General features: G+C 33.9%; 17 protein-coding genes. 14 read left to right on the forward strand and 3 right to left on the reverse strand.

The features are described 5' to 3' along the window. Nucleotides 1-35 precede the first annotated feature (35 nt). The 11 genes from STERM_RS09220 (at nt 36) to STERM_RS09270 (ending at nt 10594) form a co-directional block, all read left to right on the forward strand. On the forward strand, nt 36-530 hold the full coding sequence (locus STERM_RS09220) for a hypothetical protein (RefSeq protein WP_012861328.1): 495 nt from the start codon (nt 36-38) through the stop codon (nt 528-530). 172 nt (nt 531-702) lie between these two features. Further along, the gene (locus tag STERM_RS09225) at nt 703-1353 is read left to right on the forward strand and encodes a hypothetical protein (RefSeq protein ID WP_012861329.1); all 651 of its coding nucleotides are present in this window, start codon (nt 703-705) and stop codon (nt 1351-1353) included. A gap of 14 nt (nt 1354-1367) precedes the next feature. Next, entirely contained in the window at nt 1368-1922 is a 555-nt protein-coding gene (gene folE, locus STERM_RS09230; RefSeq protein WP_012861330.1) for a GTP cyclohydrolase I FolE, read from the forward strand. A 10-nt stretch (nt 1923-1932) separates the two neighbouring features. Further along, complete coding sequence (gene folK, locus STERM_RS09235; RefSeq protein ID WP_012861331.1) at nt 1933-2763, forward strand: 2-amino-4-hydroxy-6-hydroxymethyldihydropteridine diphosphokinase; 831 nt, start codon at nt 1933-1935, stop codon at nt 2761-2763. A 136-nt stretch (nt 2764-2899) separates the two neighbouring features. Continuing rightward, a complete protein-coding gene (locus STERM_RS09240; protein ID WP_012861332.1) occupies nt 2900-3388 on the forward strand; it encodes a hypothetical protein in 489 nt (162 codons plus the stop codon). 180 nt (nt 3389-3568) lie between these two features. Beyond that, entirely contained in the window at nt 3569-4393 is an 825-nt protein-coding gene (gene folP / locus STERM_RS09245; RefSeq protein ID WP_012861333.1) for a dihydropteroate synthase, read from the forward strand. Continuing rightward, nucleotides 4386-5609, forward strand: coding sequence for a bifunctional folylpolyglutamate synthase/dihydrofolate synthase (locus tag STERM_RS09250; RefSeq protein WP_012861334.1), 1224 nt, complete (start codon nt 4386-4388; stop codon nt 5607-5609). The genes folP and STERM_RS09250 overlap by 8 nt, the downstream gene beginning before the upstream one ends. Before the next feature lie 38 nt (nt 5610-5647). After that, a complete protein-coding gene (locus tag STERM_RS09255) occupies nt 5648-7435 on the forward strand; it encodes an ABC transporter ATP-binding protein (protein WP_049768978.1) in 1788 nt (595 codons plus the stop codon). Then, on the forward strand, nt 7428-9284 hold the full coding sequence (locus STERM_RS09260; protein ID WP_012861336.1) for an ABC transporter ATP-binding protein: 1857 nt from the start codon (nt 7428-7430) through the stop codon (nt 9282-9284). The genes STERM_RS09255 and STERM_RS09260 overlap by 8 nt, the downstream gene beginning before the upstream one ends. Before the next feature lie 26 nt (nt 9285-9310). Beyond that, nucleotides 9311-10126 (forward strand): helix-turn-helix domain-containing protein, encoded by an 816-nt coding sequence (locus tag STERM_RS09265; protein ID WP_169305399.1) that lies wholly within the window; start codon nt 9311-9313, stop codon nt 10124-10126. A 159-nt stretch (nt 10127-10285) separates the two neighbouring features. After that, nucleotides 10286-10594, forward strand: coding sequence for a hypothetical protein (locus tag STERM_RS09270; protein WP_012861338.1), 309 nt, complete (start codon nt 10286-10288; stop codon nt 10592-10594). A 114-nt stretch (nt 10595-10708) separates the two neighbouring features. On the opposite strand, the gene STERM_RS09275 is transcribed toward STERM_RS09270, so the two are convergent. The 3 genes from STERM_RS09275 to STERM_RS09285 form a co-directional block, all read right to left on the reverse strand. Further along, nucleotides 10709-11287, reverse strand: coding sequence for a phosphatase PAP2 family protein (locus STERM_RS09275; RefSeq protein ID WP_012861339.1), 579 nt, complete (start codon nt 11285-11287; stop codon nt 10709-10711). Between the two features lie 18 nt (nt 11288-11305). Next, entirely contained in the window at nt 11306-11623 is a 318-nt protein-coding gene (locus STERM_RS09280; protein ID WP_012861340.1) for a hypothetical protein, read from the reverse strand. A gap of 118 nt (nt 11624-11741) precedes the next feature. Further along, the gene (locus STERM_RS09285) at nt 11742-12080 is read right to left on the reverse strand and encodes a hypothetical protein (protein WP_012861341.1); all 339 of its coding nucleotides are present in this window, start codon (nt 12078-12080) and stop codon (nt 11742-11744) included. A 181-nt stretch (nt 12081-12261) separates the two neighbouring features. On the opposite strand from STERM_RS09285, the gene STERM_RS21240 reads away from it, so the two are divergent. The 3 genes from STERM_RS21240 (at nt 12262) to STERM_RS09300 (ending at nt 15392) form a co-directional block, all read left to right on the forward strand. Then, entirely contained in the window at nt 12262-12945 is a 684-nt protein-coding gene (locus STERM_RS21240; RefSeq protein ID WP_012861342.1) for an outer membrane beta-barrel protein, read from the forward strand. Nucleotides 12946-13050: 105 nt separating this feature from the next. Beyond that, nucleotides 13051-13710 (forward strand): response regulator transcription factor, encoded by a 660-nt coding sequence (locus STERM_RS09295; RefSeq protein WP_012861343.1) that lies wholly within the window; start codon nt 13051-13053, stop codon nt 13708-13710. Nucleotides 13711-13754: 44 nt separating this feature from the next. After that, nucleotides 13755-15392, forward strand: coding sequence for a HAMP domain-containing sensor histidine kinase (locus STERM_RS09300; protein WP_012861344.1), 1638 nt, complete (start codon nt 13755-13757; stop codon nt 15390-15392). The last annotated feature ends 16 nt before the right edge of the window (nt 15393-15408 follow it).

The raw sequence follows: 15408 nt of genomic DNA on the forward strand, positions 1-15408 counted from the left end.
TATTTTATAAAAAAGAGAAATTTTGGAGGTTATATATGGAAAATGGATATCCAGAAGTGATACGAATGTTTCAGAATAATATTTTAAAACTAAAGGGAGTAAAATCTATAGAAAGTGGTGTAGAGAGTCTGGGCGGAATAACTAATGAAACACTCGGTCTTTATGGCTATGCTCATATGCCGCATGCAGCATTAGCCAGAACTAACGGCGGTCTGGAAAATGAAATATTATGTCAGTTTGAATTTTTCATTGAAAAATCTGAAACTGGCCTTGATTCTTTAGAATTTATCGCATGGTTTTTTAGGGATCAGGCAAGAAGCGGGAAAAAAATACAGGTAAGACCGTTTGCACTGCCGCCTGATACTGCTTATGGAAGACAGTTCGGCAGCAGCTTAAGGTTTCACATTGATATATTTCTGGATAATATTACTGATACATTGGATCCTTTGTTTGAAGAGATAGGAGAAATTAATAAGCTTTTTGAATTCGCTGTTCAGATGTACAAAATTCCAGTGAAAAATCAAAACTGATACAGCAGGCAAAAATAATAGAAGATATACGTTTTATAAAAAGAAGGATATCAAAAAAATTATAGTCTGAAATAAAAGAAGTATAAAATATTTAATTAACCATTGTTTTTTATACAGGCTTATAGTAGAATAAAATATGTAAGTAAATATTCCAAAAATTTTAGGAGGAACAATGAAAAAGTATAGAAATATTATTTTGGCATTAAGTGTGGTTCTGCTTCTGAATTCATGCCTTGTAAGTACTGCTGTAGGAACTGTGGCCGGAGCTGCTGTAGAAGTAGTAAAACTTCCGTTCAAATTAATCGGCGGAATCATTAATATAATAAACGGAAGCAACAGAGATAAAGAAATAGAAAAAGTAGGAATGTCCAAATATGAGAAAAAAGTTTCGGAAATACTGGAAAGAAAAAAAGAAACACTGACTTTTGGGAATTTTAGTGTATACAGCTATAAAGATTTGGAATTTCAGACAGTGAAATCATCAGGAACTGAAAAGCCTATGCAGCTTGTAGATAAAAAATCCAATATAAAATTTTCGTTTACAATGACTTTGATAGACGGTACAAATGTAGCATCAAAGCTGAGCCAGCTGGAAAGCACAGAAGGAGTTACAAAAATTTCCGAGAGACAGTCAGGCGGAATGATAGTGAGAGAATATACTATGAAAGTAAATAATACGAAAGATAAGAAAATAGAAAATTACAGACTGACAGGCTATGAGAAAAACGGTCAGGTTCTTTTATATCAGTATCTGGAGTCAAATGATTCGGCATATGATGTAGAGGAAGCATTATATAATGACTTGGTAAATAATACATTTTAATTATCGGAGAATTTATGGATAAAAAAAATCTGGAAAAGCTGACATATGAAATGCTTGAGGCAATAGGCGAGGATGCAGACAGAGAAGGTCTTAAGGATACACCTAAGAGAATACCGGTAGTATACGGGGAAATTTTTTCCGGTGTTGGCAAGAAGCCTGAGGATATCATAAAAAAAGTTTTTACTGTGGAGAAAAATAATATAGTAATAGAAAAAAATATAGATTTTTACTCAATGTGCGAGCATGATCTGCTTCCGTTTTTTGGTCAGATACATGTGGCATATATACCTGACGGAAAGGTTCTCGGCTTTGGCGATATTATCAAAATAACGGAAATATATTCCAGAAGGCTGCAGATTCAGGAACGGCTCACAAATGAAATATGTGACGCAGTTATTGATATGACAAAATGTCAGGGAGTAATGGTAATAGTAAAGGCAAGACATTTGTGCATAGAGATGAAAGGAAGCAGAAAAACTAATTCGGAAATAGTCACAAGTGCAGTAAGAGGTATTTTTGAAAAAGAAGAATCAAAGAAGAATGAGATTTTGGCATTATTAAGTATTTAGGAGGAAAAAATTGGCTGTAAAAGATAGAATATATATAAAGGATCTGGAAATAATAGCATATCACGGAGTATTAAAAGAAGAAAAAGAGCTGGGACAAAGGTTCTTTATATCTCTTGAGATACAGACTGACTTCAGGGAAGCCGGAAAAAATGATGATCTGACTAAGACAATCAGCTATGCAGAGGTATGTGACGATATAGAAAAAATATTTCTGACAGCCAAGTATAACCTTATAGAGAAGTGTGCAGAAGAAATAGCAGAGTTTTTACTGGAAAAATACAGCAGAATTTCTGAATTAAAAGTAAAAATAAAAAAACCCTGGGCACCTATAAGAAAAGCCATAGATCATGTAGCTGTAGAAATAGTCAGAAAAAGACATAAAGCATATATTTCTTTAGGATCAAATATAGGTGATAAGGAAAAGAACCTTAACATGGCACTGGAAGAAATAAAGAAGATTTCAGGAACACAAATTAAGAAAGTATCAGGATTTTTGATAACAAAGCCTTTCGGCTATACTGAACAGGATGATTTTTTGAATGCCGCAGCAGAGCTGGAAACTCTTCTTATGCCTGAGGAGCTTCTGAAAGAGCTTCTTGCTGTGGAACAAAAGCTGGGAAGAGTCAGGGAAATAAAGTGGGGACCTCGTCTGATTGATCTGGATATATTGATATTTGATGATGAGGTAATAGATGAGGAGAATCTTACGATTCCTCATCCGTGGATGAGTGAGAGAATGTTTGTGCTGGAGCCTTTTGCGGAAATAGCACCTAATGTAGTTCATCCGCTCAGCCGTAAAAGGATCAGAGAATTAAAGAATGAACTTGAGAAAAATATATAAAAAACAGAGAGCTGATATTCTAATGGAGACTTTGAATACCGTCTCTCTTTTTCATATAGAATTATTATAAAAGCAGTATTTGGAATATGAGAAAAAAATTGTTATAATATAAAATATTAATTTAAAGGAGTTTGGAATGGAAATGGAATTTAAAGCAATGTCAGTTGATGAATTAAAAGATTTTCTTATGGAAAAAGCAATAAAATTTTCACCATATTCACAGGAGGAAATTGATAAAGTTAAAAATAAGCTTGGAGGAATGCCGAGACTGCTGGAAGAATATTATTTGAAAATAGGATGGTTTGCAGATATACGAAAGCAGGGCTACGGCTGTCATATTGATCCTCTGGAAGACATCTATATTATGTCTGCGGAAGAGATACAGGAAGATTTTGAAGATGTGGAGAATGAAACAGATGATTATCTGGTATTTGGAAGAGAAGCGGTAAGCGTAGATGAATTTGCCGTAAAAGTGAAAGATTTCGGGGAAAATGATCCTGAGCTTTATATTTTCGGCGACAGTACTTCCGAGGAAGCTATGGAACAGGGACTACTGTTTGGAAAGCTTGAAGAAGAACCTAATTTAAGCTCTATGTTTAATATTATTGTTACATCACTTGAATAAATTATTTTAAAATCTGGATAAAAATTCAGATTTTTTTTGTAAATTAAATATAGAAACAGAAATATTTTTATTATTTTCAAAAAAATTTGTCATTAAAAATATTTTGGAAACATAGTTTTATAAAAATACAAGATATGGTAGAATATAAAAAGATTTATGGTAATATTAAGGAGCAGATTTATGGTATTAAAATTCAGGGAAAAAGAACTGGAATTAGGAAAAAGAACATTAATAATGGGGATTCTGAATATTACTCCCGATTCATTCTCTGACGGCGGAGATAATTTTAATATTCAAAGGGCGGTAGAGCATGCACTGCTGATGATAAAAGACGGTGCTGATATTATAGACATAGGCGGAGAATCTACAAGACCGGGAAGTAAATTTGTCAGTGCGGAAGAGGAGCTGAAAAGAGTGGTTCCCGTTATAAAAGAGCTGTCAAAAATAACAGACATACCAATATCAATAGATACATACAAGGCAGCAACAGCAGAAGGAGCAATTCTTGCAGGGGCAGATATAATAAATGATATCTGGGGATTGCAGAAGGATCCTAAAATGGCGGAAACAGCAGCAAAATATAATGTACCAGTAATAGCAATGCATAATAACGACGGGCATGAATACAGCAGGGACATAATGGAGGAGCTGAAGCTTTTCTTTGACAAAACTTTTGAGATAGCAGAAAATGCAGGTATTCCTAAAGAAAATATAATACTCGATCCGGGAATAGGCTTTGGAAAGGTTTATGAGCAGAACATAGAGGTACTTGGAAGGCTTGAAGAATTAACTGTACTTGGAAGAGTTCTTCTGGGAACTTCAAGAAAATCAACACTTGGGAAAATACTGGATCTTCCCCCGAAAGAAAGAATGGAAGGGACACTTGCCACTACAGTAATAGGGATACAAAAGGGAGCGGATATAGTGAGAGTTCATGATGTTCTTGAAAATAAGAGATGTGCAATGGTAGCGGATGCCATATTAAGGAAGCAGAACATTGGATAAAAATAAAAAGCTGGATTCTATAGATAAAAACAAAATAAAACTCGGACTTGAGACTATGGAAAAGTCTCTGAAGATTCTCGGAAATCCCGAAAGGAATTATAAGATAATTCATATAGCAGGAACAAATGGAAAGGGGTCGGCAGCGGCATTTTTGGAAGCTGGACTGATAGAGGCAGGTTATAAGACAGGAAAGTACACCTCGCCTGAAATATACCGTTTTAACGAGAGAATAACAATAAACCGGGAAGAAATAAGTGACGGAGATGTGGAGCTTTATTATGAAAAGGTAAATAAGGCTTTGGAGCTCTCGGATATTAAGCTGACATACTTTGAGATAACAACGGCAATGATGTTTCTTTATATGAAAGATAAAAATATAGACTATCTAGTACTGGAAACAGGACTCGGCGGGAGAACAGACGCTACAAATACAGTGACTCCCGTTATCTCGCTTATTACGAATGTTTCATTTGACCATATGGAATTTTTAGGAAATACTTTAAGAGAAATAGCACATGAGAAAGCAGGAATTATAAAAAAGGATATCCCTGTTTTTTTTGCAGATGACAATCCCGAGCTGCTTGAGGAAATAAAAGCAAAAACAGAAAACTATATAAATGTTCTGAAAAAATATGAGTTTAATGAAAACAGCACAAAACTGGATAAAGAAAAATTAAATACTTTGGTAAAAATAAACAATAAGGAATTCAGACTGTCGTTATTCGGAAAATTTCAGGGTAAAAATTTTTTACTGGCATATGAAGCTTTGAAATATCTGGGAATAGATGATGAAGTAATTAAAAGAGCATGCTCTGAAACTGTCTGGAACGGAAGATTTCAGATAGCAGCGGAAAATCCTTTCATAATACTCGACGGGGCACATAATAAGGATTCAGCAGCTGTGCTTTCTGAGAGCCTGAGAGAAGTTTTTCCCAACAAAGAGCTAGTATATATTATTTCTATTTTAAGAGATAAGGATAATGAGTCTATTCTAGAGGAACTGGCAAAAGCTTCGGATTATGCTGTTTTTACCGGAATAAACAATAACCGCGGTCAGAGCTGTGACGAGATGTACAATAAAGGTAAGAAGTATTTTAAACATTCGTATGCAGAAAATACTCCGGAATCTGCATTAAAAAAAGCAGTAAGCCTTAATAAAAAAGCTACGGTAATCTGCGGCTCTTTTTTACTTCTGAAAGAATATAAAAAGCCGTGAGCTTGGTGTAATGCTTTGATTGTCTGACTAAAAGAGAAATGAAATATCAGATAAAAAACGGGGAAATTGTGTGTAGAGAAAGGAAAACTATGAAAGAATTGCTAAAATACATAAAGCCTTATAAAAAAGAGATTTTACTGGCAGTATCTCTGGTCTTTCTTGAGGTAATAGCAGAGGTAACGATGCCAAAGCTGATGTCAAAAATCGTAAATATATATCTGCCGGAAAAAAATATGAATAAAATTATTCAGATGGGTCTTATTATGATACTCATAACAGTAATAAGCTCAGCAGGGGGAATATTGAGTACATGGTTTGCAAGTAAGGTTTCACAGTGGTTTTGTGCTGATGTAAAAGAAGCGGCCTATAAAAAGATAATGGGATTTTCTGCGGGAAATATCGATCATTTTACTACTCCGTCGCTTATTACAAGGCTTACCTCGGACATAAATACACTGCAGACTATTATCCAGACATTTTTGAGGCTTGTAGTAAGAGCTCCGATATTATTTTTAGGGAGTATATTTTTTGCTGTAACAATAAATAAAGAACTTACTATGGTTTTTGTGGTTATCTTCCCCATACTTGTAATTGCACTGGCAGTTATTATAATAAAAAGCATACCCATGTTCAGCCAGATACAGCTCAGACTTGATAAGCTGAACGGAATACTCAGGGAAAGTCTGATAGGAGCAAGAGTAATCAGGGCTTTTGTAAGGGAAGACTATGAAAATGAAAAATTTCAGGGAGCAAATAAGGAATACATGGATATTTCCGTAAAGGCAAACAGACGAACAGGTCTGGTAATGCCTGTAATGATGTTCCTTATAAATACTGCCATTATTATGATACTCTGGATAGGCGGAAACGGAGTATACAAAGGAAGTATACAGGTGGGAGATATTATAGCCTTTATTACTTATTCTTTTCAGATATTATTTTCGCTTCTTCTTGTGGCTTTTTTACTGATGATGACTTCAAGGGCAAAAGTATCAGGAACACGTCTTAATGAGATACTGACAAGGGAAGAAAGTATAAACAGTACCGATAAAAGCTCGGAATATACAGAACTTCAGAATGGAATAGAGTTTGAGAAGGTATATTTCAGCTATAAAAAGGATGATAAAGAATCTCTGAAGGATATAAACTTTTATATAAAAAGCGGGGAAAGTGTAGGAATAATAGGGAGTACCGGCTCTGGTAAAACCACTGTAATAAGTCTTTTGATGCGTTATTATGATGTCAGTAAGGGCAGCATAAAATTTGACGGTACTGATATAAGGGAAATTCCGCTGGAAAGGCTGAGAGGGAGCATAGGTCTGGTAAGACAGCAGGATACGCTTCTTGCCGGAACCATAGAGGAGAATATCAGATTCGGAAATGAAAAAGCAAATTTCGAGGACATAAAAAAAGCTGCAGGAGCAGCACAGGCAGAAGAATTTATAGAGAAAATGCCCGAAAAATATCAGACACGGATAGGACAGAAAGGTGCGGGTCTTTCCGGGGGACAGAAGCAGAGAATATATATAGCGAGAGCTTTGATAAAAAAGCCCTCTGTTCTTCTTCTGGATGATTCATCCTCTGCACTGGACATGAAAACAGAGGCCAGATTACAGAATGAGCTGAACCATCTTGATTTTAAATGTACGAAAATAATAGTAGCGCAGAGAATAAGTTCTGTACGGGAACTGGATAAGATAATCGTACTGGAAAAGGGAAAAATAGCCGGAATAGGGACTCATGACGAGCTTCTTCACAGTAATACTGTCTACAGAGAGATATATGATTCACAGATAGAGACAGGGAAGGGAGAGAATAATGAGTGACAATAATAATTCCAGACCATCATCGGGAGCCGGGCCTGCCGGACCGGGTTTCGGAAGAAGGTCGAGAAATATGGTGCTTCCAGCAGAAAAATTAAGCAGGGAAGAAGTAAAAATAAACATAAAAAGAATAGTATCTCTCCTTATACCATATAAAACAAAGCTTGTATTCTTAGTGCTGTTTATTCTGGGAAGTACGGCAGCGACAATAGTGGCACCGATATTTATAGGGAAAATAATAGATAAAGGTATAGTTCAGAGAAATCCCGGAGAACTCATTAAGTATCTTGCCATTCTGGCTTCGGTTTATCTTGTGGGAGTGATTTCGTCATGGTTTCAGATGTATACTGTAGCTGCAGTTTCACAGGCAGCAATAAAAGATCTTAGAAACAGACTTTTTGATAAAATGACAAAGCTTTCGCCGAGATTTTTTGACACGCATACTTCCGGAGAATTAATGAGCCGTCTTACTAATGATATAGATCAGATAGGAAATACACTTTCACAGAGTATAACACAGGTAATAACAGGGACACTGACACTCATCGGAGTGCTTATTTCCATGATAAGCCTTAATATATTTCTTACTGTGGTTACTGTAATAACAGTACCGCTCAGTATGATTTCAATAAGAAAAATAACAAAAAAAAGCCAGAATTATTTTCTCGTCCAGCAAAAAAGTCTCGGGGAGCTGAATAGTCTTATAGAAGAAAGTATTACGGCACAGGCTACCATAAAATCAAATCTCCGTGAAGAAAGTATGCTTGAAAAATTTTCTGAAACAAATAAAAAGCTTCGTGATGTGGGTCGGCTGGCACAGATGTTATCAGGAATGATAATGCCTTTGATGACAATGATAAATAATCTGTCCTATGTGCTTATAGCGGTTTTTGGCGGGTTAATGTCACTGGCAGGATTTATAAGCGTGGGAATGATAGGTACCTTTGTAAGTTATTCAAGACAGTTCGGGCAGCCGATAAATCAGCTGTCATCACAGCTGAATCAGCTTCAGGTGGCTATAGCAAGTTCCAGCAGGGTTTTTGAAATATTAAATACCGAAATTGAAATTACTGACGAATCCGGAGCAGAAGCACTGACAGATGAAATAGAAAGTATAGAATTTGAAAACGTCTCATTTTCTTATGTCAGCGGAAAACAAGTGCTGGATAATATTTCCTTTAGTGTGAAAAAAGGTGAAACTGTGGCTCTGGTAGGACCTACAGGCGTGGGAAAGACCACTATAATAAATCTTATTATGCGTTTTTATGATATAAAAGACGGAGAAATAAAGATTAACGGGAAAAACAGCAAAACTATAAAATTAGACAGCCTTCGCAAAAAAATAGGAATAGTTTTACAGGAAACAGTTTTGTTTATGGGAACTGTAAGTGATAATATAAGATTCGGGAAGCTTGATGCAGATGATCATGAGATAAGGGAAGCGGCACATAAGGCTAATGCTGATGATTTTATAAATCTTCTGAAGGAAGAATATGATACAGAATTAAGAGATGACGGCGAGAATCTGAGTTCCGGACAGAGGCAGCTTCTATCCATAGCAAGAACTATTCTTTCAGATCCTGATGTACTTATATTGGATGAGGCTACAAGCAATGTAGATACGAGAACGGAAAAGAAAATACAGCAGGCAATGAAGAATCTTATGGCAGGAAGAATAAATATTGTTATTGCCCACAGACTGAGTACTATACGGGAGGCAACAAGAATACTCGTGCTGAAAGAGGGAAGGATAGCAGAAACAGGAACACACAGCGAGCTTCTTGAAAAAAAGGGAGAATACTATAATATTTATAATTCTCAGTTTGCCGGTGAGCTGGAAGAGGAAATCTGATGATACAGGAAGGAGTGAGTTTATTTATGAGCCTGATTAAAAGATATAATGTAGAAAACAATATACTTAAACATTTTATAAAGTTTTACTGGTTTATGGAAAGTGATTCTGAAATCAGTATAGATAATAAGCTTCTTCCCGTGAATAATACCGATATAATTATTAATTATTCCAGTCCTGTTACATATGAAAAAAACGGAAAGCCCGTTATTCCTGACAGGGTTCATTTTAATGGGATCAGAAGCAGTACAGAGATTATAAGGCAGAGCGGAAAAGTAATGGTTTTCGGTATTTCTTTTTATCCTCACGGGATATATCCTCTGCTGAAAATACCTATGAGGGAGTTCGCGGGGAAAATAGAGAATTTAGACAATATTCTCGGAAATTTTTCCGGCTTTATTGCTGATATAATGGCAGATAATAATATTTCCGCAAAAGAGCGAATCAGGGTGATGGAAAAGATTATACTTGAAAAAATGGATTGTGACTGTCTGGATAACAGGGAAAAAAAGATATTCAGCGACTTTTATGTTAATAATAAAGGTGTGAAGGATTTTTGCGTCAAGTCCGGAGTTAATATAAAATATCTGGAGCGTTTATTTTTCAAATATACAGGAGTAAGCCCGAAAGTTTTCAGCCGTATTACGAGATTTCAGAGAATAAGCAGAGAAATGCTGTATTACAGGAATTATAATAATCTTACCGAACTGGCTTATGACGGTGAATATTATGATCAGACGCATTTTATAAAGGAATTCAGGAAGTTCAGCGGAGTTACGCCGGGAAAATTTCTGAATGACAGGGAAACTGTGAAGCATTTATTATCAGAGGGAGAATATTAAAAAAATGATAATAATTCATATTATATAAAAAGACATAAAATAAATCGGCTTATGTCTTTTTTTATTATTATATTTCATAGTATTTATATTTTGTCTATTTTTTACTATTTCAAAAAAAAATTTACCTGTATACTATAATCAAAAAACAGGAGGAAAAAAATGATAATAACTGAAATAGTATATTTGGAATCAAAAACAGAGATAGTGGAGAGTGATTTTACGGAGATAATCAACAGACTGGAAAAGAATTTTCATTCGGTTCAGGAAGGGTTTATTGATACAGAGTTACTTCATACACTGGGGACAAACTGCTGGATAATGATACAGCACTGGAATTCTTTGGAAAATATGAAAAAATCTTCTTCCGGCATGTTTAAGAATGCCGCAACAGAAGAATTCCGAAATTCTATAAATCCTGAAAAGGTACAGATAAAAACATACGAGCAAAAAGGAATATGGAAAAAATAAAGAAATTTTATGAAAGCAAAAAACACAAAGAATTATTAGTATAAAAGCAGTAATATAAAAACTGTCCCGGCAAACAGAGTTTTATTCACAGGACAGTTTTTTAATTTAAAGATATTAGCCGGAAATTAGATTTTTTAAAACAAATACAAGCTTTGTTACTACATTTTTGATATATAAAAAATTAGCTTTTCTGTATATTAAAAAGAATAAATAAGCTGTTCCCATTCCTAAAAGCATGCCGCCGATAATATCCCAGAAATAATGAACATTTAAATATATTCTGGAGACGGCTATTCCTAAAGAAAGAATAAATATGAAAAATCTGTAAGGGAGCTTAAAAAATAAAAAAATTCCAAATACCACAAAGGCAGCTGATGTATGGGACGACGGGAACGAATGGGTACCCGAAGTCTCTATCAGAACTCTCAGATCCGGGAAAGTGTGAAACGGTCTTGGTCTGTCAAATAAGTTTTTCATCATTTTATTTCCGATAAACATAACTGTAGGAAGTGCTAATATAAGGATACCGCCGTATTTTCTGGAATCTGAAAACAGAAGCATAACCGAAATAACAGCAATCCATATAAGACCGTCATTTCCAAGGAAAGAGAATAATAACATAATAATATCCAAAAAAGGATTCTGTATGCTGTTCATTATTTCTAAAATATATAAATCAATTATATAAAACATATTTTCTCCCCGAAAATCTTAAAAATAACTGTTAACTATTACATTTTTCCCCTTAGCTTCACTTTTGACTGTTTTCTCGATCTGTTTTACGTAATTATTAAAAACATTTCTGCTGAAACTGCTTTTTTCTCTGTAAGAATCGTCATCTACTTTTACTTTCACATAGATAGTATTTCCTTGTTCATGGACATCAAAATCCAGCTCCAGATATTTGGAATTGTCAGAAATGTAGCCGTATTTTGCTTCAAGCATATCTTCGATATGATCCTCAAGGTATGTGTCTGCAAAGGCAAAAGCCCCGACAATAACAAGTAAACATAAAATCATTTTTTTCATTTTATTACCTCCGTTATAATATATAAATAAAGTTTAAGTATTACTATTATAATTTATTCATGTGTTCTTTTTATATCCACTTATAAAATTTTTAAATTTATATTTTTAGTGCAAATATTTAAAAGTAACTGTTAACAATTATATTTTCACCCTTTGATTTACTTCGTGCCGTTTCTTTGATCTGCTTTACATAATTATCAAAAATACTTTTGTTAAAATCAATCTTTGCTATATAAAAATCATCATCCACAGTTACATTTATATAAATATCTTTTCCATCCTTATGAACATCAAAATCCAGTTCCAGATATTTTGAATTATCTGAAATATAACCATATTTTGCTTCCAGAAGATCCTCGATTTTTTCTTCACGTATAGAATCGGAAAACAGTAAATAAGCAAAAGCCGCTGTCAAACATGCACATGTACATATAAAGGCAATGATAAGTTTTTTCATGTTTTTACCTCCATTATAAATATACTCATCAGCTTATTATAGTTCAGAGGTGTATCCATTATGTATCCATTTTATAAAAAAAAATAAGAAAAAGGATATATAAAGAACATGTAGGAAATATATAATTTTTTTGATAACAAAAGTTCAAAAAATTTAAATAATAAAATTACAGGAGGGAAATATGAAAAAATTAATATTAGCTGGAATGATACTAGCCGGAATAAGCTCTTTTGCAGATGAGGTAAATATCAGGGCAGGACTTAATGCAGGAAACTGGTATAATGAAATAGGAGAATTTAATACAGGGAATTCTGATGATTTAGGATTTGAGTTTACTGTGGAATATATGAAGGAAGTAGCACCAAATTTTAAATTAGGGATAGGAACAGGTTATCAGGCTAACCCAAAAGCAGAAGGAAAGAATACGGAAACTGAATATTATGTAAGCCCCGGGGTGGAATATGAAGCTAAAAGAGGATTTGAAGATAAAAAATATTATGACAGTATACCAATATATGTAACAGGTAAATATGAATTCCCCATAAACGACAGCTGGGGTGCTTATGCCAAAGTAAATGTAGGGTATTCGTTTAATCTGGAAAAAGATGATGCCGTGTGGGAGGACTATGCAAGATATGAAATAAATGATGTGGAACAGCCGCCGATTTATTCTAATTCAAAGAGCTATGACACAAAAGTAAAAGACGGATTTTATTATGCAGTGGGCGGAGGAGTAAAATATAAAAGTTTTTTTGCAGATATTATGTATCAGACTACATTCGCAGATATAGAAGTTAACGGAGAAAAGGATAATCTTGATTATTCGAGAATAACACTAGGAGTCGGGTATTCTTTCGGCTTTTAGATTGTCGGTGTTATGGCCGGTTCTCTGTATAAGGGATGACAAAAGGAAGGACAAATGACTTCCTTTCTTTTGTTTTTTAGTATATAATTTATTCGGAGGAAGAAAATGTTAAAATTATTAATAGTAGAAGATGAGAAAAAAATAAGAGAGCTCTTGAAGATATATTTTTTAAGAGAAAATTATAAAGTAAGCGAAGCTGAAAACGGCAGGATAGCTTTGGAAATGATGAAGGAAGAGACATTCGATATAGTCCTGCTGGATATATATATGCCTGAGCTGGACGGTTTTGATACCTGCCGTGAAATAAGAAAAACAAGCAATGTACCGGTAGTAATACTTACAGCTCTTTCGGATGATGAGAGTCAGCTTCTGGCTTATGAAATAGGAGCTGATGATTTTATAATAAAGCCTTTTAAAAAGGATATACTTCTTGCCAAAATAAGAAGAATCTCCGAAAGAATAAGTGTAAACCAGCACAGCTATAAATTCGGCGGTTTAGAAATAGATAAAGACAGCTACAGAATTCTGGTAGACAGCAGGGAAGTAAAATTTGCACCGAAAGAATTTGAAATATTGCTGTATCTTATAGAAAACAAAGGGGTAATAAAAAGTCGGGATGATATTCTTATCCATATATGGGGATATGATTCTGAAGTTTTTGACAGAGTAGTGGATAATCATATAAAAAAAATCAGAAAAAAACTGGGAGATTACTCAGATTATGTGAAAACAGTGGTTTCCATAGGATATAAATTTGAAGTCTGAAACCGGATAATATTATTAAATCACTGCACTGAAGAGAGGATATTATGAATATAAATAAAAAGATATTTTTTGGTTATATGATAATATTTATAATTACCATATTAATCGGATATCTGCTGGGAAAATATATTTTTCAGGAAATTTATGAATTCGGGAAAAGAACTGAATTAAGAACACAGATAAATAATCTGACACCGGATAATATAACAACCGGAAATCTGAAGAATATGGAAAAAAAGCTGAAAGCTGATATTATAGCCTATGATGATAATTCTGAGTATAATATAAAAAGTAAATTTGAGAATATTACAGTAAAAAAAGACGGTAAAGAGTATATAGTAATACTGGATAATCTTTCTGATGATCTGAACGAAAAAATAACCTTTAACATGACAAAAGAAATCACAATAATAGGTTATGAAATTTTTGGAGAGGGCTATATCATTCCGATAAGAATATTATATAACGGGAAAACGTATATTGATTATGAAATAAATCAGGAAATAGAAAAAAAGCATTATGACGGATTAATAACTCTGGAGAATGCTGAATTAGAAACAGTTTCATTAAGGAATACGCTGAAAGAGGATTTTCTTGAAATGGTGCTGGAAACTTATGTGAAATATAACGGATTTAACGAAAGTTTTCAGTTTACACATAAAGATCCCCACGATGAAAAGGAAAGATATGAGGTAATAATAAAAAAATCCGGACTAAAAACTGTAATTCTGGTATATTCGTATAAAAATGTGACAGTGCTGTTTGATGAGCTGAAAAGTTATTTTTTATATCTGATTATAATAGGCTTATGCCTTATATCTGTCTTGACAATGCTTTTTACGAGAATTATAACAAGCCCGATATTAAAGATATCAAAGATAACAAATAAAATTACAAAACTGAATTTTGAAGAAAAACTGGATATAAAAAATAAGGATGAAATAGGAGAGCTTGCTTCCAATATAAATAATCTCGCGGATACTCTGGGGAAAACTCTCAAACAGCTGGAAGAGGATAAAAAAAATACAAAAGAGCTTATGGGTAATCTTTCTCATGAATTTAAGACACCTCTTACTGTAATTTCAGGTTATGCTGATCTGCTGGCAGAAGATTATGATCAGAAATATATTGAAATAATCACTGAGGAGGCTGACAGACTTGCTGTATTAATAGAGGAAACTACAAGAGCAATGAGTCTTGACAGCAAAATAGTAAATCTTACTATGGAAATATTTGATCTGAAGGAGCTGGTGCTGAATATAACAGAAAAGCTCAGTATCAGTGTAAAAGAAGGCATAAATATAAAACATAAACTGGAATCAAGCTTTGTAAGGGCAGATAAGAATAAACTGGAACAGGTAATCTATAATTTTATATCCAATGCTTTGAGACATGCCAAAACTTATGTGAAAATAGAATTGAAAAAAATAGATAAAAAAGTAATTTTTTATGTGAGAAACGACGGACAAAAACTAACTGACGAAGAAAAAGAAAAAATATGGCTGAAATTTTTTAAAAGAGACAGGGAAAATAAAGGAAATTCGCACAGATCAGGTCTCGGGCTTTATATATCCAGAAGTATTCTTGTACTTCATAATTCAAAGCACGGAGTGGAAAATACAAATGACGGGGTTATATTTTTCTTTTCGCTGGAAGAATATCAGGATAAAAAAGATATTTAATAAAAATTTTTATTTG

It is taken from the genome of Sebaldella termitidis ATCC 33386, assembly GCF_000024405.1.
Taxonomy (GTDB): domain Bacteria; phylum Fusobacteriota; class Fusobacteriia; order Fusobacteriales; family Leptotrichiaceae; genus Sebaldella; species Sebaldella termitidis.